We start from the raw sequence: 25,977 nt of genomic DNA on the forward strand, positions 1-25,977 counted from the left end.
GACTGGAGACCCCATCACATTTGCGAATATCGACACTTATCGTTACGTTTCTTCCGTGCCACAACGACGTATACTGACGGTTATCAGACAGTTGTCCGTTCAGGTTTCTCATGAGTTCACAATGACGAGCAGTAATCTTCTCTGCCCACCATTACTGGTAACCCTATTGTTGGCCCTATTGTCCCAACCAGTCGTTGGTGGCAGCGTGAAACGCATAGTTCACCCCGACGGCACGGTGGAATACACTAATGTTAAGGGTGGTGAACAACAACGACGCGCTTCCAGTAAGAATGAGGTGGTCTATCGGTATCAGGATAAAAATGGCGTGGTCGCCTACAGCGGCAACCGGCCGGCAGGGGCGGATTTTGATGTCATTCGCTTCCACTGCTATGCCTGCAACCCCAATTCGAAGGTGAACTGGCAGACCACGCCGCTTTACCGCGAGCCTTACCGTGATGAGATCCAGGCGGCTGCGCGGCAGTTCCAGATAGATCCGGCACTGGTTCGCGCCGTCATTCATGCTGAATCCGCCTTCAACGCCGGTGCAGTGTCCCCCAAGGGCGCCCAGGGACTGATGCAGTTAATGCCGGCCACGGCCAGGGATCTGGCGGTCAGTAACGCCATGAACGCTGCCGAAAATATCCGAGGCGGGGTCAACTACCTGGCGCAGATGCTGAAACGTTTCGACGGTGATACCAGACTGGCCACCGCAGCATACAATGCCGGCCCCGGCGCTGTCGGTCGCCATGGCGGCATCCCGCCGTACGCGGAAACCCGCGCCTACGTTGAACGAGTAGGTATTCTCCATGAACGTTACGCTCGCAACTAAGATCATTGCCGCTCTCGCCTTATTGCTGGCCATCAGCCCGGCCAGCGCCTCGTTTCGCTGCGGCAATGCCCTGGTCAGCCAGGGCGACTGGACCATTGAAGTGGAAGAACGCTGCGGCCAGCCGGATTACATTGCACAATATCCCCAGGCTGTCGTGCCAGGGCTGGGAGTCGTGCAAACCGAAGAGCACTGGTACTACAACCGCGGCCCCCAGAGTTTCATTCGTCGATTGGTTTTCCGGAACGGCAAGCTCCGCCGGGAAGACAGCCTGGGTTATGGTTTTCACCCGGATAATGCCGGCCCCTGCACTACCGGCGCCCTGCAGGAAGGAATCAGCGAATTCGAAGTGATGGCCCGCTGTGGCGACCCATTGTCCAGACAGGTGACCTGGCAGGTCGTGACTCCCCACCGTGCCGGCTCCGGTCTGGCCGCGGAGAGCTACCCCGTGCCCGTCGAGGAATGGTTATACGAACTGAGCAACACGCAATTCCGCCGGGTGATCACTCTGCGCAACGGCCGGGTGATTGATGTGGAGTCCACCAAAAAACCCCATTAACCAACCGTCGCCAATACCGCGGGCCGATGCACACCGGTCAGCGACTGGAAAGCTTCTCCCGGGTCTGCAGGCGTCCTTTGCGTCGGATTTCGGCATTATCGAACCGACGCTGCTGTTCATCGGTTTCAGGAATAACCTGCGGCACATCCACCGGTTTGCCCTCTTCATCCAGCGCCACGAAGGTGAAAAACGCAGACAGAATATGCCGCACGTCCCCGGTATAGCTGTTCTCAGCCTCAACTCTGGCGCCGATCTCCATGGACGACCCCCAGCTTCGGTTCAGGGCCAGGCTGAACAACAGAGTGTCGTTCCCCTTCGCGGGCGCCCGGAAGTGAATGGAGTCCACCGCGGCGGTCACACAGACATGGGCCGAATGGCGCTCCGCCACGACCAATGCCAGGCGATCGCACTTGGCCATGATCATTCCGCCGAACACTGTGTTGTGGGAGTTCATGTCGTTGGGAAACACTTTATAGACATGCTTTTCAATGGCGGATGCGGAAACGGGTTTGGAGTCGGTACTGGGCATGATTCCCTCCTGTGTGGACCAAGTTGCCAAGCGTACTGAAACGCTCCCGTAGATAACAGCGCTAATTGGCAATGGGCCGATATCGGCACTTTCGAAGTATTTACATCAACCGAACGCCTCTGGGATATTAACTTTAACCCCATTGATAACGGCATGTATGGGAGTGCTCCGCATCCAGGTAACTGAGGGAGAACGTCATGAACCAGCATCAAGGCAGCTGTTTCTGTGGTGAAGTGAAATTTCAGGTCAGCGGTGAGCCCGCAGCCATGGGCTATTGTCACTGCGATTCCTGCCGGCGATGGTCAGCAGGCCCGGTGAACGCCTTTTCCCTGTGGCCACCCACCAACTTCGAAGTACTGGCCGGCGAGGATCAGATTGGTACCTTCCACCTAACGGAGCAGAGCTACCGCAAGTGGTGCAAGAAATGCGGCGGACATGTCTTTACCGACCACCCGGCCATGAACCTGGTGGACGTATACGTGGCCAATCTGCCGGACCTGGAGTTCAAACCGGCGCTGCACGTGCACTACCAGGAATCCGTATTACCCATCCGTGATGGCCTGCCCAAGATGAAGGACGTGCCGGCTGAGATGGGCGGCTCGGGCGAGACCCTGCCCGAGTAACCATTACCCCGGACCAGACATCCCGGTCCGGGGTAGACGCCCCATCCCCGGCCTTCGACCTTTTGTCGCGTCACAACCGCCAGCGCAACGAATTCGTCGGTTGCAGCATGCCATCTTCATCCCAGTCATCCCAGCCAGTGAAGGGGATCACTGACTCGTTGGCCAACCCCGGTAACCGGTTTGCCCAAACATCTTTCATGGCCTCCAGGCGATCCCGGAATACCCGCTCATCCTGATAACGGATACCACCACCCTGAACGCCATAGCTAACCTGTGGCGCCAGCACCTCATATCCCACGTAATAGAGCGAGGAGTGCATCGGCCATAGCCATTCCACCATGTTGCCGGCCCTGCCGAAGGGCTGGAACGCCTGCTCCGGAGAGCCCGCCGTTACCGAACAGATTGCGCGCTTGCCCCGGAAATGGCCGCGATCATAGCGTCTGCTGCCGGAATACATTCCGCCATAGACCAGCACCCGGTCGAACCAGCCCTTCAGGATGGCCGGCTGGGAATGCCACCACAGGGGAAACTGGAAGATCACCAGATCCGCCCATTCCAGGCGGCGGATTTCCCGCTGAACATCCGCCGGTAGCAGGGCTCGCTCATAATGAGCTCTTTGCTCGGTCAACGGCGCAAAATAGCTGTCATCAACCCGCCGGGAATAGTGAGAAGCATGTTCCACCGGATCAAACCCTTCACCGTACAGGTCATCCAGCTCAACCTCATGCCCGGCCTTACGTAGTCTCGACACAGCAACGTCGGCCAGACCGCCATTGAAGGACGACCGCTCGGGGTGGGCGAGAACAATCAAGACTTTCATCCCAGGGCTCCCTGTTGCATCCATGTGTGAACAGCCTAAGTTGTTCACAGCAACACAGGAATTCCATAAAACTGAGAATTATCTTTGCATGAGCGAACAACGCGGCCGCTATGGCTGCTTACCTGTCCGGATCTGAGGTGGGTGGCGGGGATCCGACTATTGGCTGTTGCTGAGGCGCTTGGCCACCCATCGATGATACAGCCACGCGAGGGAGGGCCGAACTACCGGCAAGCCAATCAACCACGCCAGGGGCTTCAGTACGGGCACACGTGACATCAGCAGGATATAGGCATCCATTTCCCGGTGTACCCTGCCCCGGTCGTCCTTGACGTGCAGCTCCCTGAGGGCCTTGTCGGGATCGATACCCTCCTGGCGCAACTCATCGTCACGCCCGGTAATGTCCAGCCACTCAACGGATTCCCCGGTCTTGCCCGCCAGCTTTTCGTACCAGCGGCGGTCCTTGATGCAGGCAGGACAGGAGCCATCATAGAAAACCACCAGTTTGCCGGCAGCGGTTGTCATAGTCGCCTCCTTCAGGAAACCTGACGCTACACCCATTATCAGTTCCGGATGGCGGTTCTATCAAATCAGATTAAGCACGTCCCAGGAACCTGCGCTCCTCCACATTCACCTTGATTCTGTCGCCGGTGGAAATGTGTTCGGGCACCTGGATCACCAGCCCGGTCGACAATGTCGCTGGTTTGGTCCTCGCCGTTGCCGAACCGCCCTTGACTGAAGGATCGGTTTCCAGAATCTCCAGGTCCACCGTCGGCGGCAGATCCAGCGCGACCGGGGCGTCGCTCACCAGGATCACCATCAGTCCCTGGGTGTCCTCGCTGATAAACAGCAGTTCTTCGGCGATGGACTCGCGGTTCAGGCTGTACTGCGTGAAGTCTTCGCTGTCCATGAAGACGAATTCATCGCCATCGGAATAGGAAAAGGTCGCCGGTCTGCGAACCAGGTCGGCCAGGTTCAGCATGTCCGAGTCCTTGAAGGTCTCGTCGATCTTGTTTCCATTGACCACATCGTACATCCGCATGCGGTACAGGCTGCCACCGGCACGCCCCTGGGGAACGGAGCGCTCGATGTCCTTTACGAAATAGGCCCTGCCTTCATACTCGACGGCTGAATTTTTCTTGATTTCACTGGCTTTTGGCATGTCTTCGGATTCCGGAACAATAAATGGGAAAACAAAGCTGCTGATATACCACGATGTCGGGCGACATGCGATAACGATCGGTGTGGTCGGTCAGGAAATGTGAGCCGCCCCTTCCCTGGGACGACTCACTATTGGCGGGGGTCGTTTACTCGGAGGCAGCGATCAGACTGGCGTTACCACCGGCAGCGGTGGTATCCACGCAAAGGTGGCGCTCAATCACGAACCGCTGGTCCAGGGTATGTTCCGTGATCAACGGCAACAGCGCGCCGTCACGTTTCGCCAGTGCCTGGCGATATTCCCCCAGCAGGGACTGTTCGGCACAGCTCACCACCGCCTGGAATCCACGTGCCATCGCCAGCGCCTCGGGTTCCAGCAATCCTTCAGCACCGACGATAGGCAGACCGGCCTCGGCGGCACGGTTTACGGTGTCGTTCACGCCAGGTGCGATCACAACCACTTTATTGCCCTGCGACAACGCCATCGTGGCCTGCTCCAATGCGGTTTGCTTGTCCGGGCCGAGACACAGAACAATGCCACGGGCGTGATTGGACAGGCGGTTAAGCTCGCCGGTTGGGCCTGGCAACTCTTCGGCATGGGCATCCAGCGGCTCTGGAACTTCCCCGAAGATCGGCTTCATTGCCTCGATCCGGGCCTCCGGGGCCGGCGCTTTCATGTCACGCAGATTGCCAATCAGCCCTTCAAGCTTCTTGATATCAACTGGCTTGGCGCCAGCGTCCGCCGGGCGCTCAACCGTTGCCCCTTTCAGGAAGCGACGAACGTACTGCGGACCACCCGCCTTGGGACCGGTCCCGGACAGGCCTTCACCACCAAACGGCTGGGAGCCGACGATGGCACCAATCTGGTTGCGGTTGACGTAGGTGTTGCCCACCTTGATCCGGCTTGAGATCCGTTCAACGCGGCGGTCAACCCGACTGTGAACACCGAACGTCAGGCCATAGCCCTTGGCGTTAATGTCATCCACCACCTTGTCGATATCTTTCGCGGCAAAGGTAGCCACATGCAGCACCGGACCAAAGATCTCTTCTTCCATCTCCTCGATACCGCTGACCTTGAGTACCGCCGGCGAAACGAAAAGCCCCTTGTCGGGAACCGGGAGTTTCTTGAGCAGCCGGCCATTGCGCTCGAACTTGTCGCAATGATCAACGATTTTCTTGCGGGCGTTTTCATCGATGACCGGGCCCACATCCGTGGACAGCAACCAGGGATCGCCAATGCCCAGTTCCTCCATGGCGCCGTAAAGCATCTCCAGCAGGTTATCGGCGATGTCTTTCTGCACGTAGAGCATGCGCAGGGCCGAACAACGCTGGCCCGCGCTCTGGAAGGAGGAGGCCAGCACATCCCGCACCACCTGCTCCGGCAGCGCAGTGGAGTCTACGATCATGGCGTTAAGGCCGCCGGTTTCCGCCACCAGCGGAGCATCCGGAGCCATCGTTTCCGTCATCATCTTGTTGATGCTCTGGGCCGTTGCCGTGGAGCCGGTAAAGCACACGCCGGCAACCCGCGAATCGGCGGTCAGCGCGGCCCCGACGGTCGCGCCCGTGCCGGGCAGCAACTGAATGACATCGTGTGGTATACCGGCTTCATGCATCAGTTCCACCGCCCGCGCTGCCAGCAGAGACGTCTGCTCTGCAGGCTTGGCAACCACGGTGTTACCCGCTGCGAGGTTGGCCAGAATCTGGCCGGTGAAGATGGCCAGCGGGAAGTTCCACGGCGAGATACAGCACATCACGCCACGGGCATCACCGCTGCCCTTGTAGCGGACGGCCTCATTGGCGTAATACTGGGCGAAGTCCACCGCTTCGCGAATCTCGGCAACCGCGTCCAACAGGGATTTGCCGGCCTCACGGGTGGTCAGCGCGAACAGCTCGTACGCATGCTCTTCATATAGATCACCCACCTTGCGTACTAATGCAGCCCGCTCTTCAACGGGTGTTTCGGACCAGCTACTGAATCCTGCTGCAGCAGCGGTAATAGCCGTGTCCACGTCCGCATCGGAAGCCTGGGTTACATGCCCGACCAGATCGTCCGGATTGGCCGGATTGCGCACAACCTGGACCTCGGTACCGGCGACCTCGCCGGCAATCACCGGACCTGCTTTCCAACGGTGATCCAGGTAAGCGTCACGCCCTTTGTCGATTTCAGCGACAGTCACCGGATCAGTAATGTCCCAACCCTTGGAGTTGCGGCGGTGTTCCCCGAACAGCTTGAACGGATGCACAATCGCCTTACTGGAAATGTTGCTGCCCATTTCCTCCACGCTGAGGATCGGATCCTTGGCGATTTCTTCCGGCGTAATGCGGGTATCAACAATCTGGTTCACGAACGAACTGTTGGCACCATTCTCCAATAGACGGCGGACCAGATAGGCCAGCAGATCTTTGTGGGGGCCGACCGGCGCATAGATGCGACACGGAACACCGCTCACTTTCAGCACCTCGTCGTGCAGGGATTCGCCCATGCCGTGCAGGCGCTGGAATTCGTAGCTATCCACGCCTTTGACCTTTGCCAGTTCAAGTATCGAGGATACCGAGTGGGCGTTATGGGTCGCGAACTGCGGGTAAATCCGATCGGCCATGTTCAGCAATTTGGTGGCGCAGGAGACGAAAGACACATCGCTGCACGCCTTACGGGTGAAGACCGGGAAGCCGTTCAGGCCCATCACCTGGGCCCGCTTGATTTCCGCGTCCCAGTAAGCGCCCTTGACCAGGCGAACCATGAAACGGCGATCGTATTTCTCGGCCAGCCCGTAGAGCCAGTCCAGCGTAAACGCCGCACGCTTGCCGTAGGCCTGCACCACTACGCCGAAACCGTCCCAACCGGCCAGCTCAGGGTCAGACACCAGCGCTTCGATCACATCCAGGGACAGATCCAGGCGATCCTGCTCCTCGGCATCAATATTAAAGCCCATGTTGGCCGCGGCAGCCTTCCGCACCAGAATGCGGGCGCGAGGCAGCAACTCGTCCATGACCCGCTCCTTGTTACCGTACTCGTAACGGGCCAGTAGCGCGGAGAGTTTGACAGAAATCCCCGGATTCTTGCGCACATCGCCTTCGCAGGCTTTGGCTATGCTGTCTATGGCGTTGGAATAGGCATCGAAATAGCGCTTGGCGTCATCATCGGTGCGGGCCGCTTCACCAAGCATGTCGTAGGAATAGGTGTAGCCCCTGGCCATATACTCTTTGGCTTCGTCCTGAGCTTCATCGATGTCACGACCCAGGACAAACTGGCGGCCCATTTCCTTCATCGCCTGGCCGGCCACGGTGCGAATCACCGGTTCACCGAAACGCTTGAGCAGCTTGCGCAGAGTGTCGCCCACGGTGTGGCGCTCGGAATCCCTGAGCAGGTTGCTGGTCATCAGCAGGGCGACCGTGGCGGTATTGATCAGCGGTGAGGACGCCTTGCCGATATGGGCGCCCCAGGCGCCGGAGGTAACCTTGTCTTCAATGAGTTCATGGATGGTCATGTTGTCCGGCACGCGCAGCAACGCTTCCGCCAGACACATCAGGGCAACGCCCTCTTTGGTGGTAAGACCGTATTCCGCCAGGAATTTTTCCATGATGGTGGACTTGGCGTTCTTGCGGACCCCGCGCACCAGGTCGGCGGCGCGGGCGGAGATGGCGTCCCGCTCCGCCTGGGACAACTGAGCACCAGCAATCAACTCACGAATCACCTGGTATTCGTCAGCCAGGTAGTAGTCACGAATGGCCTGCCTGCTATCGATAAGTGCGGGAGTCACTGACTGCTGCGATCTCATAGTTGTACCCTCTTAGTTGTTTATCTGCCTCGCATTCTACCGGGATCAACAAAGTCTGTTTCTCTGTTAAAACCGTGCCGGCATGATATTTTGTCTTTTTTGTTATCTGTATTTTTATTAATTTACCATCGAACAATTAATATTTAGACAGAACGCCCGAACCAACCCCGACCGTCAGGCTTTGGAAGCCAGTTCCCGAAGCACACCGTGAGCGACCGAGAAAACCGCGCAATCAATCTCGTTGGCGGCCTGCATATCCCCCAGCATCCGTTTCCAGCGCCCCAACAAAGGCTGCTTGTCCTCACGCCAGACCTCCAGCAACTGCTCCGGCGAGCGTTCCCCGACAGCATCTTCGGTCTCTGCGGAAAACACACTGGATGTAAGATCCCGCAGTTTCTGATCAAGCTCATCCCGGTAATGTATCGTTGCCAACACCTGCCAATGGCCATTGGCCCGGAACATACGCATCTGCCGGTCCAGCCAGGTCAGGTTCAGGCTTTCGCCCAACCGGAAGTACACCCATGCCACGGACTCCAGGTCCTGATCCAGCTGACGGGATATCTCGATCATATCCATCAGCCAATACCGGCTCTCGGCGGAAGCGCAATAGGCTGCAAGATGCTCCGGCACCTCTTCCCTATGGTACTCCTCATAACGTTCCTGCCAACGGCTTTCCGGGATCACCGTGGCCAACTGTTCCCGCGACGCCAACACCTCCGCCAGGGGCTCCTGATAGCGGCCCACGCAGTTGTCAGGATCCAGTCCATGCCAGCGATTCTGCAGTAACCAGCGGGTACTCCGCGTCACCAGGCGAATGACATCCGCGAACATCTCGGCCTGGATCTGTGCGCTGACTTTACCGTCCATTGCTTCAATACTAGACCATTTGGCATCTACGCCATGGATGCGCAGGGAGATCAGGTAGGCAGCAGCCAGACGACCACAATCGACACCGGTCGCAGTACGAATCCTGTCTACCCATGTAATACCCATGCGATTGACGATGTCATTGGCAATCTGGGTTGCAGAGATCTCAGCACGCAGCGGATGCGCGTGTATGGCTTCGGGAAAAGCCTCCAGCAACGACGCCGGAAAGGCGGAATGGAGTGCACTGGCAAAGCGGTCGTCGTGCACAATGGGGGCGGTGATCAGCGCCTGCTTGAGCTCGATCTTGGCAAAAGAAACAAGCACAGAAAGCTCCGGCCGGGTAAACCCGGCCGCACGCTCACGCCGGGCCTGGAGCTCTTCATCGTCGGGCAGGAATTCGAGTGCCCGGTCCAGCCTGCCTTCAGCCTCCAGACGCCGCATCAGGCGCTCATATTCGTCTGTCGAGGCCACAACACCACTCTGGGCCAGGCTCAACGCCATGGCCTGGCGGTAATTATTTCTCAGCACCAGGTCAGCCACCTCAGGCGTCATGGCCCGCAGCATCCGGTTGCGTTCGTCCAGGGTGAGCCGCCCCTGCTGGATCAGATCGTTGAGCAGGATCTTGATATTGACCTCATGGTCCGAGCAGTCAACCCCACCGGCATTATCGATAAAGTCGCTGTTGGCCGCCCCACCAGCGCGGGCAAAACCGATTCGGGCAAGCTGGGTTACCCCAAGGTTGCCACCCTCACCCAACACCTTGCAGCGCAGCTCGTCGCAGTTGATCCTTAACCCGTCATTGGATTTATCACCCACGTCTTCGTGGGACTCTTCCCTGGCCTTCACGTAGGTGCCGATACCCCCATTCCACAGCATGTCCACCGGAGCCCTGAGCAGGGCGCTGATCAACTCATTGGGGGATAACCGGGTGGCCTCCAGGTTGAGGGCGGCGCGCACCTGCGGTGACAGCGGAATCGATTTCATGGAGCGTGGAAACACACCGCCGCCTTCACTGATCAGCTGGGTGTCGTAGTCGGCCCAGGTCGATCCGGGCAGCTTGAACAGGCGCTGGCGTTCGGAAAAGGAAGCGCTGGCGTCCGGCTCCGGGTCGATGAAAATATGCTGGTGGTTGAACGCACCTACCAGGCGAATACGGTCAGACAACAGCATGCCGTTACCAAAAACGTCGCCGGCCATATCCCCGATGCCAACCACGGTAAACTCGTCGTTCTGGGTATCCAGACCCTGCTCCAGAAAATGGCGTTTCACCGATTCCCAGGCACCGCGTGCGGTAATCCCCATCTTCTTGTGGTCGTAGCCCTCGCTACCACCGGAGGCAAACGCATCGCCCAGCCAGAACCCGTATTCCTGCGACAACCGGTTGGCGATGTCGGAAAAGGTCGCGGTGCCTTTATCGGCGGCGACCACCAGGTAAGTATCGTCGTCATCATGGCGAACCACATCGACCGGAGGGACAACCACGCCACCTTCCAGATTGTCCGTCAGATCCAGCAGCCCCCGGATAAAGGTCTGGTAGCAGGCAATACCTTCCGCCCGCAGATCCTCTCGGGAACCGTCTCGCGGCGGCTGCTTGACGATAAAGCCACCTTTGGCACCAACCGGCACGATGACCGAATTCTTGACCTGCTGGGCCTTGACCAGTCCCAGGATCTCGGTGCGGTAATCCTCCACCCGATCCGACCAGCGCAGACCGCCCCTGGCGACCGGACCCGCCCGGAGATGAACACCTTCCACCCGCGGTGAATACACAAACACCTCAAAGCGCGGGCAGGGTTTGGGGATATCGGGAATCGCACCCGAGTCGAGCTTGAATGACAGATAGCCCTTGGTCTGGCCACCTTGCTGGCGCTGATAGTAGTTGGTTCTCAACGTTGCCTTGATCAGCACATAGAAACGTCTGAGGATACGGTCATCGTCCAGACTCTCCACCGCTTCCAGGGCGCCAAGGATATCGTTCTCAATTCGCCCGGCCATCACTTCCCGGGTCTCCGCCGGGATGTCCGGATCAAAACGCGCGTTGAAGTAGACCACAAGCATTGACGTAATGTTCAGGTGACGCGCCAGGGTGTCGGCAATAAACGGTTGGCTGAAGCCAAAACGTATCTGCTTGATATACCGGGAATACGCCCTCAGCAGCGCCACTTCGCGCCACCCCAGTCCTGCGGCCATGATGAGCTGGTTAAAGTCGTCATTTTCCGCAAAGCCATTCCAGATTTCACGGAATGCCTCCTGCAACAGTGGCTTGGCCTTTTCCAGATCAGCGTCACGGCAACGGGAATGGCATTCCACAGTAAAGTCACTGACGCCGAAATGTTCCCCGTCCCGCCGCTGAACCCGATACGGATGCTCCCCCAGCACCCGCATTCCCAGGTTCTCCAGGATAGGGATGACGTCCGAGAGAATAACCGGGTTGCCCTGACTGTAGAGCTTGAAGTTGAGCTCTCCGTCGGACGATGGCTGTTGATCGGTTGATCGCCTTCTCTCCGCTGATGGCGTTTTCCCCGCTGACGGCTCTGCAAGCTGGTAAAACCGCATGGGGACATCGGAACTGACGGCGATGGACTGGATCTGGTGAATGTCGCCAATGGCTTCCGCCACAGGGAAACGTGCCCGATAAGCCGAAGGGAAACCGCCACTGAACATCTGTGCACACAGGCCGCCGGAGGCCTCGCCAAGCGATTCAACCAACTGTGCGTGCAGATCATCATCCCAGGACTGGGACTCGGTCATCATCTTCGCAACGATTTCTCGCAGATTCCTCGTGCCCTGGGGATCCGACTCCTGATCCTGAAGGGCCTCAGCGAGTTGTTCCAGCAAGGTTTGTTGTTGTGAAGGGCGGGACTGTGGCATGGAGCGTCTCCGGGTACATTCAACTGGGTATATGGAATGGACGAAGTTCCAGTATACTCAAGTCCCGGAAGTCTCTTTGACCATATAGTTTTAAAATACAGGTATTTTTATTATATTTGGCTCCTTATATAGCCGTTCATCCAGCCAGGAAATAAAGTTATGGTCGAATTGGACAGAATCGATCACGCCATCATTCGTGAACTTCAGAAACACGCCCGAATCACCGTCACCGAGCTTGCCTCACGGGTAGGGCTATCAAAAACGCCCTGCCAGGTTCGCATGCGTCGCCTGGAAGAACAGGGTTACATCACCGGCTATACCGCATTGGTCAACCAGACCAAACTCGGCCAGAGCCATGTCGCCTTCGCGCAGGTCACACTGCACGACACCAGCAGCCAGTCACTGACTGCATTCAATAACGCAGTGAAGCAGATTTCCGCTGTGGAGCAATGCCATATGATCGCCGGTAATTTTGACTACCTGTTGAAGGTGCGCACGCGAAACATGGCGGAGTACCGGCAGGTATTGGGGGAACAGATCTCCGCCCTGCCACACGTGCTGCAGACCAGCACCTTTGTGGTGATGGAGAACATCAAGGATGCAGGGCTGTAGGCCGAAGCCTCTGCCCCGATCCATTACCGATGAACGCCTCCCGGGCCAATATCCAGATGAGCCAGGTGGCAATGGCTGGCATTCAACTCCAGAGGGATGCCAGCGTGGGCACTGGTGCGACCACTGGCCACTTCGGCCACGGCATACTCAAATCCATCAGGTAAATCGATACGTGCCTGGTGTTCCTCACCTGAAATCGGATTGAGTATGGGTTCCCCGGAAGCATCAATCATGTCCGCCACCCGGACGCTGGCACGACGGCGCTCAACGTCACAGTCCACCTGAATCGGACAGAACACCGGGTCGTGCATTTTCGTCAATGTACTGGCAAACACGTTGAAGAACGTGGCCCCGGGTTCGGATGTCTCACCAGACAGGATCGACATGAGCGCCTCGCGCTGCTCAGGTGTCGCCCGCTCATCAACAAAAGCCTGTCCCTGCCCATTGCCCTCGTGAATGGCTCCGGGCCACTGCAGAGTCATGGCAAAAGACAAACCATCCAGACGGGTATCGCCAAAAAAACCTTCCTCAATTCTCACCGCAGCAAACGCCTTGCAGTCCCCTTGAGTCGGCCGGCCCATGAACTGGCAAGGACAGCCCACCTCACAGTTACAGTTTACGAACTCCAATCCCTTAATGCGCCAATCAACCTTGTTCATCTCCGTCACTCCTGTCAGCAACGCAGTGTGTGTGGATAACAGGGTAGTTCAGATCAGGGGATAGTATTAGACGATTACGTATCCAGAATCGGCCGGATATAATCCTCAGCATTACCCGGCCTGGTCAGCGTCAATGTTTATCGGGACAGCACAATTTTGTGCAATACCAGGGATCCTCCCCCCGTCAAACTCCTTACAAACCAACCAAAGAGTAAGGAGCTGCCCGTGACCCTGTCCCTGATTTTGCCCATGTCCGCCTTTGCCCTGGCCGCCTCGATATCCCCGGGGCCGGTCAACCTTGTGTGCCTGAGCAGCGGTACACGCTACCACCTGCACAGGGGGTTGTGGTTCGTTACCGGTGCGACGCTGGGGTTCATTGCCCTCTTCCTGGCCATCGGGCTCGGACTGCATTCCGCACTTTCCTGGATTCCGGGATTTGAACGCCTGCTGACCTGGGCCGGTATCGCGTTTCTGCTTTATCTGAGCTACCGATTGGCCATGGATGACGGAACCATCACCAATGAAACACCCGCCAAAGCGCCCGGTTTCTGGACCGGAGCCCTCATGCAGTGGCTCAACCCCAAGGCGTGGCTGGCTTCTGCTTCTGGTATCGGGGCATACACATCCGGTGGTGACCTGATTCAACTGACGATCTTTGCCGCCCTGTATCTACCGATCTGCTGGCTGTCGCTGTCTACCTGGGTGCTGACCGGGCGCTTCCTCCGGCAACACATCCATCGCCCCCAGCTGCTGCAAACCGTCAATCGCACCCTCGCCGCCCTGCTCGCAGCGAGTTGCCTGTACCTGATTCTCGATTAGCGGTCGACCGTACTGTCCCGGAGTGGCAGCAACCAGGCGCTTGAACACCCGCTGGAAGTGAGGCTGATCAAAGAACCCGGCCGCCAGGGCTGCATCGGCGATTGGTGCGCCTTGCTTCAGAGCGCGCTGCCCAAGCTGGATGCGGCGATTGATCTGATAGGCATGAGGCGTCATGCCGTAGTGTTTGCGAAACACTTTCACCAGGTGTGAGGGAGATAACGCCACACGCTCAGCCATCCACTCAAGGGACAACTCATCCGCACAATGATCATCCAGATACCGGGCAAGTTCCCGGACCGGACCTGGTGCCGGTGGGAATGGCCGATCAGACTTCAGGGACTGGGCCGAAACCGACACCATCACCTCCGACAGAAAAGCTTCCGCCGTGTCTCGTTTTTGCTGTATCGGCATCTGTTCATTCAACAGGCAGTCCGCCAGAGCCCGAAACCCGGAAAACAACGGTTCCGACCGGCTTACATCGCAATCCAGATCCTGCCAGACCGGCTCATCAATCAGCCCCAGACGAAACCGAAGCCTGGCCAGCCAGTTGGCATCCACATACAGCATCAGGTAGGCCCATGGCTGATTTTCAATGGGATTGCAGTTGTGTACCCATTCCGGGTTCATGAATACCAGTGATCCGGCACTGACGCGATATCGCCGATCCACATAGACAAACGTACTCTGCCCGGCCGTAATGGCGCCCATCGACCACTGGGTGTGGGTATGAGGCGCATAACACACCTTGCGGCCATCCTCGACGACCCGAAGCTCGATATGGGGCAGTCGACTGTCTCGCCAGAATATCGGTTGGGGGGTGGATGAGTTACTCATACCGTTACTCGCCTCCGTCTTTTGGGCAGAGCATAGCACCACTTCCGGAGACTTACCCGACTGGCTGGCAGCCACGAACCGCTAGCGCAACATTGGCGCTGGCCTTGATCTGATCGTAGTAACTCTCGGCGGAACTGACGCCTTTTTGAGCCATGGAACCGGCGGTCGGGTTCACCAGGGCCGCCAACTCCTGCAACGACTGGGCGGACTGCTTATCCTGCTGATAAGTATCAAAGGCCTGATAAATTTCACTGCAGGTCACACCGTCGCCATCAGTGGCGGCGGACGTCATGTAGCCGGATGTCTGGCAACCGGCCAAAGCGGTTGTCAGGAAAAGTGGAAACAAAAAAACCTTCTTCAATGGATACTCCTCAAGATTATCGAAAGCGGGGTGGCGTTTTACCCCAACCCCATCGCGCGGGCAACATCAATACACGCCAAAGTCAGCGCCTCGGTTCCCACTGCGCGGCGTTTCCCAAAGACAAACCGATCACGATGGATCAACGTGAATCCGACGAAAGCGCCTCATCATTTCGTTGCAGCCACTTATGGAACCACTCCTCGCGCAACCGGACCGTCTGAGAATACCAACGGTGGTCCCGGATAACGGCATTATCCATGTGTTCCGGTGCTGTTGGCATGTGAGGAAGCATCGGCACCCGGGTCTCCACGTGAAGCCCGACTCGCTGGCGCGCCGAACGCCGCGCGGGACCATAGCTGATCCGGTTCGCCTGGGCGGCCAGATTCTCAGTGCGGGTAGCAAATCCGATAAATTGCTCCGCCATGGCCACCTGATCCGTGCCTTTGGGAATCGCCCAACTGTTAAAGCCAATCAGTTGTCCGTCCCAGATCACCGAAATCGGCGCTCCCTCCCTTACTTGTGCATCGAAAAACCGCCCGTTATACCCCGTTGCCATGGCCACCTTGCCGCTGGTGAGCAACTCCACGGATTCGTCACCGCCGGTCCACCAGACAATCTCATCGCGGATTTCGTCCAGGCGCCGGAAAGCCAGCTCCAGCCCGCGCCGGGTGCTGAGCAAGTCATAGAGCTGCTCTCTCGGCACCGACAACGACAGCAATGCCCACTCGAGCATACCCACCGGCGCCCGCCGTAATGCGCGCTTGCCAGGAAAGGTTTCCAGGTCAAAGAAATCTGCCACCGTGCGAGGCTTGACGCCCGGGAAAGCACGATCGTCATAGGCAATCACGGTGGAGAACACAATCTGGGTGATAAAACAGGGATCAATGGCGCCGGCCATGAAATCTTCTTCCGGCGGTGTACCGTCAGGAGCCGGTGCCAGAATAGCCGGGGAAATGGGCTCCAGTAGCCCTTCGTCACAGGCGGCACTGGCATCAGACTGGATCATGTCGATCACGTCCCATTCCACCTCTCCGCTGGCCAGATGATCGCGAAGCACCTGCAGGCCGCCATTATAGACCACAGTGCGCACCTCGATACCCGTCTGTTCGGTAAACGGCTCAAAATAGGCTGCCCTCTGGCTCTCCTCATAGGCACCGCCCCAGGTGGCCACCGTCAGCACACGGTCCTCCGCAGCCAACAGCCCCGGCAGTACCAGCACAACGCCCTTCAGCCATGTCCACTTACTAGGCCGCTTCATTTTCTTCCTCGCGCAGGTCATGGACAATTTCCAGGTAGGCGCGGATCACCGCTTCCTCGGGCACCACGCCAATCAGGCGGCCATCGTCACCGATCAGCGGCACGGCTTCCCCCAGGAATCCCCGCAGCATCTCCATGGATTGCCAGACCGTGGTGTCATCACCGAACTGCGTCGCCCCAGCCACTATCATGGCATCCAGCGGAGCATCCGCCCGGCCATTGACCAGCTTTTGCAGCCGCACTACACCCCGGAATTTACCCTCACGAGTGAGCACCATGGCCTCGGCCCGGTCATCATCCACCAGGCGCTGACGCACCATCCCCAGGTTTTCATCCACGTAGGCTGTGGTGTAGGCCTGGCTGCAATAATCACGGACCGGATGAGTCTCCAGGATCGCCTTGTCCCGCCCCAGGGAGAGATCAAAACCGCGGGCCCGGAGTTGAAGGTCGAACAGCGAACGCCCGATCACCCGGTAGGAAATCAGGTTCGAGAACACCACGGCAACCATGGCGGCAATGGTCAGGTCATAACTGCGGGTCAGCTCGAACACAATCAGTATGGTGGTCAGGGGTGCCCCAATAACGGAACTGGCCAGCGCCATCATGCCGCAGATGGCATACACCTCCAGCCCTGAATAAGGCAGTGGCAGCAGGTACGGCAGGACAAGGCCGTAGAAGGCGCCGAACAGAATCCCCACCAGCAGGGCGGGGCTGAATACGCCGCCGACAAAACCAAAGCCGATACACAGTGCCGTCAGCACCAGCTTGGCGACAATAATCAGCGCCAGCTCGCCAATACCGAAGGCGCCTTCAATGGTGGCGAACCGCAGGGTTTCCTGACCGATTCCCAGCACCTCGGGAATCCACAGCGCGACCAGGCCCAGCACCAGTCCTGCCGATGCCGGCTTCAACCACTGCGGCACCGGAAACCGACGGGCAGCGGCGGTACTGGCTCGCAACAGCCACATGAAACCACAGGCCAGCCCGGCACTCAGTACCCCTTCCAGCGCGAAAAACACAAACTCATAACTGTGTTCCACATGGCCGAAACTCACCAGGAACAGTGCCGGCCGGTCGAAGATGACGTTGGCAAAGATATAGCCGGTCGCGGATGCCACGGTGACCGGCGCGAACGCCCGCAGGGAATAGTGACGCAGAATCACCTCGTGGGCGAAAACCAGCCCGGCAATAGGTGCATTGAATGCCGTGGCAATGGCTGCTGCCACACCACAGGCGATGGCGATGGAACGCTGGTGACGGAGGTTGAGTTTAAGATGGCCGGCAAGGTTGCCGAACATGGCGCCCAGGTAAACCAGGGGGCCGTACTGACCCACGGAGGCGCCGCTGCCAAGGGAGACCAGAGCCGCCAGGGTCGACGCCAATCCACTGCGAAAACCGGGCCCCGATCGATTGGTCTGCGCCGCCAGGATGGCATCCGGTGGCGCCAGGGCTCGTCGTTCCTTTACAAACCAGCGAACAATCAGCCCGACGATCAGTCCGCCGGACGCCGGTACCGCAATAGTGGCGGCCACCACCAGAAGGTGCCGGTCCTCGGCCTGGATACGGGCGTAAGGCGACACCAGCAGATAATCATTCAGCAGCAGGACCGCCTCAACGAAGGCAATGGCCGCCAGTGACGCCACGGCGCCCACGGCAACAGCCACCACTGTCACCATGGTAACCTGATACACCGTCTGCCGAACGTCCAGTCTGTCCATGATCCCAGTGCCGTTTTTGGACTTCTGTATGTCGTATTTAATGTAGCAACCTCCCGGAATCGGGGCCACATTGAAGCAAAGCCGTGTCTGGATCGACTGGCGGCAGTTCTGGTATTCCTGGTTGGAAGGGGTAATCGATATGGCACAACTACCGAAAAGCGCAAAAGTCGTGATTATCGGGCAAGGGGGGATTGTTGGCGCCTCGGTGGCCCACCATCTGATCGAACGGGGATGGGACAACATCGTCGGGCTGGAGAAGTCCGCCATTCCCACCGACATCGGTTCCACGTCCCACGCCTCGGATTTCTGCTTCACCACGTCCCACGACAAGCTCAACGTCTACACCACCAAGTACAGCCAGGCGTTTTATGAGAAGCGCGGTAACTACGAGAGATGCGGCGGCATGGAAGTGGCACGCATTGATGACGACGAGCGCATGGACGAACTGCGCCGCAAGGTAGGTTCGGGCAAGGCTTTCGGTACCAACGTCAGCATGATTTCACCGAAAGAGGCCAAGGAGCTGTTCCCGCTGGTGGATGAAAACTGCATCCAGGGCGCCATGTGGGACCCGGATGCCGGGCTGGTGGTACCCCGGTCCCAGAAAGTGGCCGGGGATCTGGTGGAAGAGGCGGTTGCCACCGGCAAACTGCAGGTTTTCCCCTACACACCGGCGATCCGCATTGATGTCCAGGACGGCCAGGTACGGGGCGTGGAAACCCACAAAGGCTACATAGAAACGGAATACGTGGTGCTCTCCATAGGCATTTGGGGGCCATTAATGGCCAACACCGCTTCATCCCCCCTGCCGTTGATGCCATTGGAACACCCGCTGCTGTTCTTCGGCCCCTACGAGGCACTGAAGGGCACCGGCAAACAGATCGTCTACCCGCTGTTCCGCGACCAGGGTAACTCCGCTTACGTGCGGGACACCGGAGACCCGACCACACCTGAGGGTGGTCACATGGAGTGGGGTTACTATGAGGCGGAAAACCCCCGGCTGGTGTACCCCGGTGCTATCGCCGAGCCCAAAGATGCACGGATGTCTCCATCCATGCGGGATCTGTCGCTGGATCAGGTCATGGATGCCTATGAAAAAGCCATTGAGATGACCCCGATTCTGGGCGAACTGGGTTGGGAGGAGAAGCATTCCTTCAACGGTCTGCTATCGGTCACACCGGATGGCGGCTCACTGATGGGGGAATCTCCGGAGGTGCGTAACCTGTGGTTTGGTGAAGCGGTCTGGGTCAAGGATGGCCCGGGCGCCGGCAAGGTTCTGGCGGACTGGATGACCGATGGTCGACCGGAGATGGATCCCCACAGCATCGATATCGCCCGGCACTACCCGCTGCAGAAAACACCAGACTATGTGTACAACCGCTGCTATGAAACCGCGAAGAAGATCTACAACCCGGCGGTCCATCCCCGGGAACCCTACCTGACCGGGCGCCAGATGCGTACCAGCCCCTTCTATCTGCGGGAAGTGGAACTGGGCGGCTATTTCATGGAAGCGGCCGGATGGGAACGGGCCCATGGCTACGCCGCCAACGAAGCAACTCTGCTGGAAAAGTTCCGGGACCGGATACCGGTGCGGGAACACGAATGGGACGCCCGGCATTTCTGGGAAGTCTCCAACGCCGAGCAACTGGAGATGAGTGAATCCGTGGGCATGATCAACCTGTCCCACTTCGCCATCTTCGACATCTCCGGCGATGATGCCGAGGCCCTGCTGGAATACCTTTCCGTGGCCAAGGTGGGAGGCACCACGCCCCACGGAAAAGGCGTATACACTCACTTCCTTGATGACCGGGGCGGCATCCGCTCCGACCTTACCATCATTCGCCGGGGCGATAACGACTACCGGGTTATCTGTGGCGGTGACACCGGCCACCGGGACTATTGCTGGATCACACGAATGGCCCGGTCAAAAGGCCTGGACAATGTTCGCGTTCAGGACCGCACCGATGAGCTTGCCACCCTGGGGCTGTGGGGACCCAAAGCGCGGGAGACCCTGGCAAAGCTGGTCAGCAACCCGGACGAACTGTCCCACGAGAACTTCCCCTTTGCCACCGCAAGGGAACTGAACGTCCAGGGCGTGCCAGTCTGGGCGTTCCGGATTTCCTATGTGGGAGAGCAGGGCTGGGAGCTCTATTTCCCATTCAGCTATGGCCTGAAGATCTGGGACCTGCTCTACGACGCTGGCGTCACCCCCGTTGGCATCGAAACTTACGCCAACACCCGCCGGCTGGAGAAGAGCCTGCGCCTGCAGAACGTGGATCTGGAGGTGGAATACAACCTGTACGAGGCCGGGCTGGCACGCCCCAAAGTCAAGGAAGCGGACTTCCACGGCAAGGCTGCCTACCAGGAGCAACGGGCCCTGCCACAGCAGGCCGCCTACCTGTGCACCATGACCATGCTGGAGCACCGTGATGCCAACGGCGTCCTACGCTACCCGGTGGGTCAGTGGCCGATCCTGGACCCGCAAACCGGCGAGGTGCTGATCGATAGCCACGGCCGTCGGTCCTACAACACCAGCGTGGTCTGGGGCCCTTCAGTAGGTAAGATCATCCTGCTGGGTTACATTCCCGCCGACTATGCCCAGGAAGGCCGGGAACTCACCCTGGAATACTTCCAGGAGCACTACCCTGTGCGGATTGAAGCGGTGGGCTATCGGGCGCTGTTTGATCCCGACAATGAGCGGGTGAAATCCTGAGGGAGCAACTGACACAAAACCCGGCGGTCAGCATTCAATGATGTTGACCGCCAGCCCGCCTCTGGCGGTTTCCTTGTACTTGTCCAGCATATCGCGGCCGGTCTCGCGCATGGTCACCAGCACCTTGTCCAGCGATACGTAGTGCTTGCCATCACCACGCAGAGCCATAATCGCGGCATCAATGGCTTTCACCGACGCCATGGCATTGCGCTCGATACAGGGTATCTGCACCAGGCCGCCAATCGGGTCACAGGTCATGCCCAGGTGATGCTCCATACCAATTTCCGCGGCATTCTCCACCTGTTCCGGTGAACCACCGGTCGCGGCAGCAAGTCCGGCAGCGGCCATGGCACAGGCAGAACCGACTTCTCCCTGGCACCCTACCTCGGCGCCGGAAATAGAGGCGTTTTCCTTGAACAGGGCGCCGATGGCTCCCGCCGTCAGCATGAACCGGACGACACCGTCGTCACTCGCCTGTGGGCAAAACTCCACATAGTAGTGCAGCACCGCCGGGATAATGCCGGCGGCTCCGTTGGTGGGAGCGGTCACAATCCGGCCACCGGCGGCGTTCTCCTCATTGACCGCCAGAGCGTATAGGTTCACCCAGTCCAGGGCGCTGAGAGAAGGCGAGATCAGATCCACCCGCTCCTTGTCCATCAGCGACCGGTAAAGCGCCGCAGCCCGCCGCCGAACCTTCAGGCCGCCCGGCAACTCGCCCTCGTGTCGGATACCGTTCTGAACGCAGGCACGCATTACCTGCCAGAGCTCAAGAATACCGTCACGGATCTGCTCTGGTGTGCGCCAGGCCTGCTCGTTGGCAAACATGATATCGGCGATGGTCATGTCGTGTTCCCGGCACAGTGCCAGCAGCTCCCGGCCACTGCTGAAAGGATAAGGCAGCCGGGTCGTATCCTCCCGGATTGTCAGCGTGCCGCCCGCATTGCCATCAACGACAAAACCGCCACCCACCGAGTAATAGGTTTTCTCGAGCAGGCTCCGGCCCAGTTCGTCAAAGGCTATGCAGATCATGCCATTGGGATGCCCGGGAAGGGATTTCCGGCGGAAATAGACCAGATCCGTCTTTTCGCGGAACCTCACGGGCCATCGCCCGGCCAGGGCCAGCGTCCCGCAGTGGCGGATACGGTCGAGGCGGTCCGGCATGGTGTCCGGATCGATACCGTCCGGCCGTTCGCCCTCCAGGCCCATCAAAACAGCGGGGCCAGTGCCGTGCCCCTTGCCGGTCGCTCCAAGTGATCCGTACAGGGAGACTTTCAGGCGCCGGACCAACGGTGTCAGCTGTTCGTTCTCCAGAACGCCGACAAACCGACGCGCCGCCTCCATGGGCCCGACTGTGTGGGAACTCGACGGGCCAATCCCCGTCTTGAACAACTCAAACAGACTGATTGCCAATGGACGGACTCCTGCCGTTGTACCTCCCTGAACAGTAACGCCGCCCACCTTTCTCCGCCTGCTTGCAGGCGACACTGGAAGGCTGATTTACGACAGATCGCCAGCCCGGTCAAAATGCAAAAAACGTCGCATATGGAACATTCGGGGGCGGCCGATGTCGGTTGTGGACCATTCACCACCCAAGCCCCACTTTAAAATGAAATTAAGCCGGAACTGATCATTAATTGCACGATCCAAAGGCAACAACTAATGTTCAGGTTGAGGCGGGGAGAATACACCGTGGCCACAGATACAGATTCGCACACAGCCAAGCCAGTTCAAACGCCCTACCGCGTTGGCTTCCTGCTGATCGATAACTTTACCCTGATCGCGTTGGCTACAGCTGTTGAGCCCCTGAGAATGGCCAACCAGTTGGCCGGCACCGAACTGTATTCCTGGAAGCTGCTGACGGCGGAAGGCGAAGCCGCCCGGGCCAGTGACGGCATCACCATGTTGCCGGATGGGTCCATACGTGAAGAGCATGATTTCGATCTGGTTATCGTGGTCGCCGGCGTGGATGTCACCCGCAGCTTCTCGCCCAAGGAAGTCAGCTGGCTGAAACAACTGTCCCGCCGGCACGTGTTGCTGGGGGCCGTGTGTACCGGCGCCTATGTCCTCGCCAGTGCCGGGTTGTTGGATGGTTATTCCTGCAGCGCCCACTGGGAATGCCTGGAAGCCATTCAGGAACGATTCCCCCGGGTACAGACCAACAACCACCTGTTTACCGTTCAGCGCGAGCGCATTACCTGTACCGGCGGCACCGTGCCCATGCATATGATGCTCAGTTTCCTGGCCCGCAGGCATGGCCAGGAACTCAGCAATGCCGTGTCCCACATGTTTGTCTGTGACCGGGTACGTGAAGAGCAGGAGCAACAGCCCATGCCGATGCTTCCCAAGCTGGCCTGCGCACAGCCCAAACTGGCCGAAGCCGCGCAGCTGATGGAAGCCAACATCGAAGAGCCCATCGAATTGCAGGAACTGGCCGACCTGGCCGGGATCTCCCGCCGCCAGCTCGAAAGACTCTTCCTGAAACACCTGGGCTGCACCCCCTCACGTTACTACCTGCGGATTCGACTCAACCGGGCCCGCCGACTGCTGAAACAGACATCCTGCTCCATCGTGGAAATTGCATCGATGTGCGGGTTTGTCTCCGCGACCCATTTCAGCCGCTGCTACCGAAAAGTCATGGGGCGTGCCCCGAAGCATGAACGAATGGAGGTTGCTACCCCGGAAACCACCAACGGTGTCTTAACCGACACCATGCAGAGCCTGCCATCGTCATCGATGCTGGCCCTGCACCGTGCCCGGGTCGAGCCGACTTACGGCATTTTCAGCCCGAAGAATCCGCCACCAAGATCATCCGGGACCATGAACTGACCTTTCCCATGGTCGCTGTCCAGGCAGCGGGAGGCGTCGAATGCAGGAACCGAACTTCAATGATCAGGATGACCGGATCGCTCAACTGATCGAGCAGCACCAGCACCTGCCAGGCGCGCTTCTGCCATTACTGCATGCCGTGCAACAAGCCTTCGGTTATATCCCCCCTACCACTGTGCCCGCCATTGCCGAGGCACTGGCGCTCAGCAGGGCCGAGGTACACGGGGTCATCAGTTTCTATCATGGCTTCCGTTCGCAACCCTGCGGTCGCAACGTCCTTCAGGTTTGTTGTGCGGAGGCGTGCCAGGCCCGGGGCAGCCGGCAACTGGTCGACCATACCCGGCAACAGCTGGGGGTGGATTTTCACCAGACCACGGCGGATGGCGAGATCACCCTGGAGCCGGTGTATTGCCTGGGTAATTGCGCCACTGGCCCCAGCGTCCGCATTGGCGACCGGATTCTGGGCCGGGTGGATCCGGATACCATGGATCGCTTGCTGGACGAATTGACGCGAGTGCCCCTGCGATTCCAGCCCCCGGCCCCCGAGACCGGTGACACGAAGCGGGGTGCCCAATGACCCACGTCTATGTGCCCCGAGACACCACCGCCCTGTCACTTGGCGCCGATGCCGTAGCGGATCGACTCGAGCAGGAAATCCAGCACCGAAACCTGTCCGCCCAACTGGTGCGTAACGGCTCCCGTGGCCTGTTCTGGCTGGAACCGCTGATAGAGGTGGACACTCCCCGTGGTCGTGTCGCCTATGGGCCAGCAACGCCAGATGACATTCCCGCACTGCTGGACCAGGGGATGCTCGAAGGTAGCGAAAACCATCCCCTTTGCCAGGGCAACACGGAAGCCATTCCCTATCTTCAGCGCCAGCAACGTCTAACCTTCTCCCGCGTCGGAATCACCGACCCGCTCTCAATCACCGACTATCGGAACCATGACGGGTTCCGCGGGCTGGAACGGGCACTGACATTGACGCCGGAACAGATCGTCGACGAAGTAGAGCTCTCAGGTTTGCGCGGCCGGGGCGGCGCGGCCTTTCCCGCCGGACGAAAATGGCGCACGGTTCTGGAGGCAAATCCGGAACAGCCGGGTCACCCCTGGAGTGGCCACAAATTCATTGTCTGCAATGCCGATGAGGGCGATTCCGGCACCTTCGCCGACCGGCTGCTGATGGAAGGCGATCCCTATGTGCTGATTGAAGGCATGGTGATTGCCGGACTGGCCGTGGGCGCCGATACCGGGTTTATCTACCTGCGCTCGGAATACCCGAATGCCCATCAGATTCTCACCGAAGCCATCGCCCGGGCAGAAGCCGAAGGCTATCTTGGCACCAACCTGCTGGGCAGTGGCCGGACCTTTCACCTGTATATCCGCCTGGGTGCCGAAGCCTACATCTGCGGCGAGGAAACCGCCATGCTCGACAGCCTGGAAGGCAAGCGGGGCATGGTGCGCGCCAAACCACCACTGCCGGCCCATCACGGCGCCTTCGGGCAGCCCACGGTGGTCAACAACGTACTGACCCTGGCCGCCGTGCCGTACATCCTGGCTGAAGGCGGACAGGCCTATGCCGATTACGGCATGGGCCGTTCCCGGGGAACCCAGCCCTTCCAACTGGCGGGCAACCTGGCCCGGGGCGGGCTGGTGGAACTGGCGTTTGGCGTCACCTTGCGCAGCCTGCTGTACGATTTTGGCGGCGGCACCGAGTCGGGTCACCCGTTAAGGGCGGTTCAGGTCGGCGGACCACTCGGCGCCTACCTGCCGGAGAGTCACTGGGATACGCCAATGGATTACGAGGCAATGGCCGATGCCGGCGGCATGGTCGGCCACGGCGGTATCGTTGCCTTTGATGACAGCGTGGACATGGCACAGCAGGCCCGCTTCGCCATGGAATTCTGTCGCGTGGAATCCTGCGGCAAATGCACACCTTGCCGCATCGGCGCGGTGCGCGGCGTGGAAGTGATCGACCGCATCATCGCCAACCAGGACCGCACCGATAACCTGGCCCTGCTGCAGGATCTCTGCGACACCATGGAAATGGGTTCACTCTGCGCCATGGGCGGCATGACCCCCAACCCGGTACGCAGCGCGCTGCAATATTTCCCGGACGATTTTGCCCGACCAATGGGCAAGGAGGGAGGCTGAC

General features: G+C 59.1%; 20 protein-coding genes and 1 pseudogene. 9 read left to right on the forward strand and 12 right to left on the reverse strand.

Features of this window, described 5'->3' with window-relative positions; genetic code table 11:
* The first annotated feature begins 121 nt into the window (after positions 1 to 121).
* Entirely contained in the window at positions 122 to 829 is a 708-nt protein-coding gene (locus tag ACQUWM_RS11410; RefSeq protein WP_428922227.1) for a lytic transglycosylase domain-containing protein, read from the forward strand.
* The gene (locus tag ACQUWM_RS11415; protein ID WP_406999402.1) at positions 807 to 1,385 is read left to right on the forward strand and encodes a DUF2845 domain-containing protein; all 579 of its coding nucleotides are present in this window, start codon (positions 807 to 809) and stop codon (positions 1,383 to 1,385) included. Before ACQUWM_RS11410 ends, ACQUWM_RS11415 begins: the two co-directional genes overlap by 23 nt.
* A gap of 37 nt (positions 1,386 to 1,422) precedes the next feature.
* Here ACQUWM_RS11415 and ACQUWM_RS11420 read toward each other — a convergent pair whose 3' ends face one another.
* On the reverse strand, positions 1,423 to 1,914 hold the full coding sequence (locus tag ACQUWM_RS11420) for an acyl-CoA thioesterase (protein WP_406986997.1): 492 nt from the start codon (positions 1,912 to 1,914) through the stop codon (positions 1,423 to 1,425).
* Between the two features lie 197 nt (positions 1,915 to 2,111).
* Between ACQUWM_RS11420 and ACQUWM_RS11425 the strand changes: the two genes are divergently transcribed.
* Positions 2,112 to 2,537 (forward strand): GFA family protein, encoded by a 426-nt coding sequence (locus ACQUWM_RS11425; protein ID WP_406999404.1) that lies wholly within the window; start codon positions 2,112 to 2,114, stop codon positions 2,535 to 2,537.
* Between the two features lie 70 nt (positions 2,538 to 2,607).
* Here ACQUWM_RS11425 and ACQUWM_RS11430 read toward each other — a convergent pair whose 3' ends face one another.
* The 5 genes from ACQUWM_RS11430 to ACQUWM_RS11450 all read right to left on the reverse strand — a co-directional run bounded on the left by ACQUWM_RS11430 (position 2,608) and on the right by ACQUWM_RS11450 (position 12,029).
* Positions 2,608 to 3,357, reverse strand: a complete 750-nt coding sequence (locus tag ACQUWM_RS11430) for an NAD(P)H-dependent oxidoreductase (protein WP_428922228.1) — start codon at positions 3,355 to 3,357, stop codon at positions 2,608 to 2,610.
* Positions 3,358 to 3,513: 156 nt separating this feature from the next.
* Complete coding sequence (locus ACQUWM_RS11435; RefSeq protein WP_428922229.1) at positions 3,514 to 3,879, reverse strand: thiol-disulfide oxidoreductase DCC family protein; 366 nt, start codon at positions 3,877 to 3,879, stop codon at positions 3,514 to 3,516.
* A 70-nt stretch (positions 3,880 to 3,949) separates the two neighbouring features.
* Positions 3,950 to 4,516, reverse strand: a complete 567-nt coding sequence (gene efpL / locus ACQUWM_RS11440) for an elongation factor P-like protein EfpL (RefSeq protein ID WP_406987000.1) — start codon at positions 4,514 to 4,516, stop codon at positions 3,950 to 3,952.
* A gap of 145 nt (positions 4,517 to 4,661) precedes the next feature.
* Entirely contained in the window at positions 4,662 to 8,291 is a 3,630-nt protein-coding gene (gene putA / locus ACQUWM_RS11445) for a bifunctional proline dehydrogenase/L-glutamate gamma-semialdehyde dehydrogenase PutA (protein WP_428922230.1), read from the reverse strand.
* 174 nt (positions 8,292 to 8,465) lie between these two features.
* Complete coding sequence (locus ACQUWM_RS11450; RefSeq protein WP_428922231.1) at positions 8,466 to 12,029, reverse strand: NAD-glutamate dehydrogenase; 3,564 nt, start codon at positions 12,027 to 12,029, stop codon at positions 8,466 to 8,468.
* 159 nt (positions 12,030 to 12,188) lie between these two features.
* On the opposite strand from ACQUWM_RS11450, the gene ACQUWM_RS11455 reads away from it, so the two are divergent.
* Positions 12,189 to 12,641 (forward strand): Lrp/AsnC family transcriptional regulator, encoded by a 453-nt coding sequence (locus ACQUWM_RS11455; RefSeq protein WP_406999411.1) that lies wholly within the window; start codon positions 12,189 to 12,191, stop codon positions 12,639 to 12,641.
* A 23-nt stretch (positions 12,642 to 12,664) separates the two neighbouring features.
* Here ACQUWM_RS11455 and ACQUWM_RS11460 read toward each other — a convergent pair whose 3' ends face one another.
* Positions 12,665 to 13,300, reverse strand: coding sequence for a DUF1326 domain-containing protein (locus tag ACQUWM_RS11460; RefSeq protein WP_406999413.1), 636 nt, complete (start codon positions 13,298 to 13,300; stop codon positions 12,665 to 12,667).
* Between the two features lie 231 nt (positions 13,301 to 13,531).
* Here ACQUWM_RS11460 and ACQUWM_RS11465 point away from each other — a divergent pair, with 231 nt between their 5' ends.
* Positions 13,532 to 14,119: a LysE family translocator gene (locus tag ACQUWM_RS11465; protein ID WP_406999700.1), complete on the forward strand. Its 588-nt coding sequence runs from the start codon at positions 13,532 to 13,534 to the stop codon at positions 14,117 to 14,119.
* Positions 14,120 to 14,137: 18 nt separating this feature from the next.
* Here the strand turns inward: ACQUWM_RS11465 and ACQUWM_RS11470 are convergent.
* From ACQUWM_RS11470 to ACQUWM_RS11485, 4 genes and pseudogenes are all read right to left on the reverse strand, one after another.
* A pseudogene (locus ACQUWM_RS11470) lies at positions 14,138 to 14,953 on the reverse strand (AraC family transcriptional regulator); the annotation flags it as partial.
* A 52-nt stretch (positions 14,954 to 15,005) separates the two neighbouring features.
* Positions 15,006 to 15,314: a hypothetical protein gene (locus tag ACQUWM_RS11475; RefSeq protein ID WP_406999415.1), complete on the reverse strand. Its 309-nt coding sequence runs from the start codon at positions 15,312 to 15,314 to the stop codon at positions 15,006 to 15,008.
* A 139-nt stretch (positions 15,315 to 15,453) separates the two neighbouring features.
* Positions 15,454 to 16,572 carry an ABC transporter substrate-binding protein gene (locus ACQUWM_RS11480; RefSeq protein WP_428922232.1) on the reverse strand — a complete coding sequence of 373 codons (1,119 nt, stop codon included), beginning with the start codon at positions 16,570 to 16,572 and terminating at the stop codon, positions 15,454 to 15,456.
* Positions 16,559 to 18,289 carry a chloride channel protein gene (locus ACQUWM_RS11485; RefSeq protein WP_428922233.1) on the reverse strand — a complete coding sequence of 577 codons (1,731 nt, stop codon included), beginning with the start codon at positions 18,287 to 18,289 and terminating at the stop codon, positions 16,559 to 16,561. The genes ACQUWM_RS11480 and ACQUWM_RS11485 overlap by 14 nt, the downstream gene beginning before the upstream one ends.
* 70 nt (positions 18,290 to 18,359) lie before the next feature.
* On the opposite strand from ACQUWM_RS11485, the gene ACQUWM_RS11490 reads away from it, so the two are divergent.
* Positions 18,360 to 20,999 (forward strand): GcvT family protein, encoded by a 2,640-nt coding sequence (locus tag ACQUWM_RS11490; protein ID WP_428922234.1) that lies wholly within the window; start codon positions 18,360 to 18,362, stop codon positions 20,997 to 20,999.
* A 27-nt stretch (positions 21,000 to 21,026) separates the two neighbouring features.
* Here ACQUWM_RS11490 and ACQUWM_RS11495 read toward each other — a convergent pair whose 3' ends face one another.
* Positions 21,027 to 22,409, reverse strand: coding sequence for an L-serine ammonia-lyase (locus tag ACQUWM_RS11495; protein WP_406999420.1), 1,383 nt, complete (start codon positions 22,407 to 22,409; stop codon positions 21,027 to 21,029).
* Positions 22,410 to 22,658: 249 nt separating this feature from the next.
* On the opposite strand from ACQUWM_RS11495, the gene ACQUWM_RS11500 reads away from it, so the two are divergent.
* The 3 genes from ACQUWM_RS11500 to ACQUWM_RS11510 are packed head-to-tail and all read left to right on the forward strand — an operon-like array spanning position 22,659 to position 25,976.
* Entirely contained in the window at positions 22,659 to 23,825 is a 1,167-nt protein-coding gene (locus ACQUWM_RS11500; protein ID WP_406999422.1) for a GlxA family transcriptional regulator, read from the forward strand.
* Between the two features lie 40 nt (positions 23,826 to 23,865).
* On the forward strand, positions 23,866 to 24,402 hold the full coding sequence (locus tag ACQUWM_RS11505; RefSeq protein ID WP_428922235.1) for a formate dehydrogenase subunit gamma: 537 nt from the start codon (positions 23,866 to 23,868) through the stop codon (positions 24,400 to 24,402).
* Positions 24,399 to 25,976, forward strand: coding sequence for a formate dehydrogenase beta subunit (locus tag ACQUWM_RS11510; RefSeq protein WP_428922236.1), 1,578 nt, complete (start codon positions 24,399 to 24,401; stop codon positions 25,974 to 25,976). The genes ACQUWM_RS11505 and ACQUWM_RS11510 overlap by 4 nt, the downstream gene beginning before the upstream one ends.
* Position 25,977: the final 1 nt, after the last annotated feature.

The organism is Marinobacter sp. DUT-3 (genome assembly GCF_050379435.1).
GTDB lineage: Bacteria > Pseudomonadota > Gammaproteobacteria > Pseudomonadales > Oleiphilaceae > Marinobacter.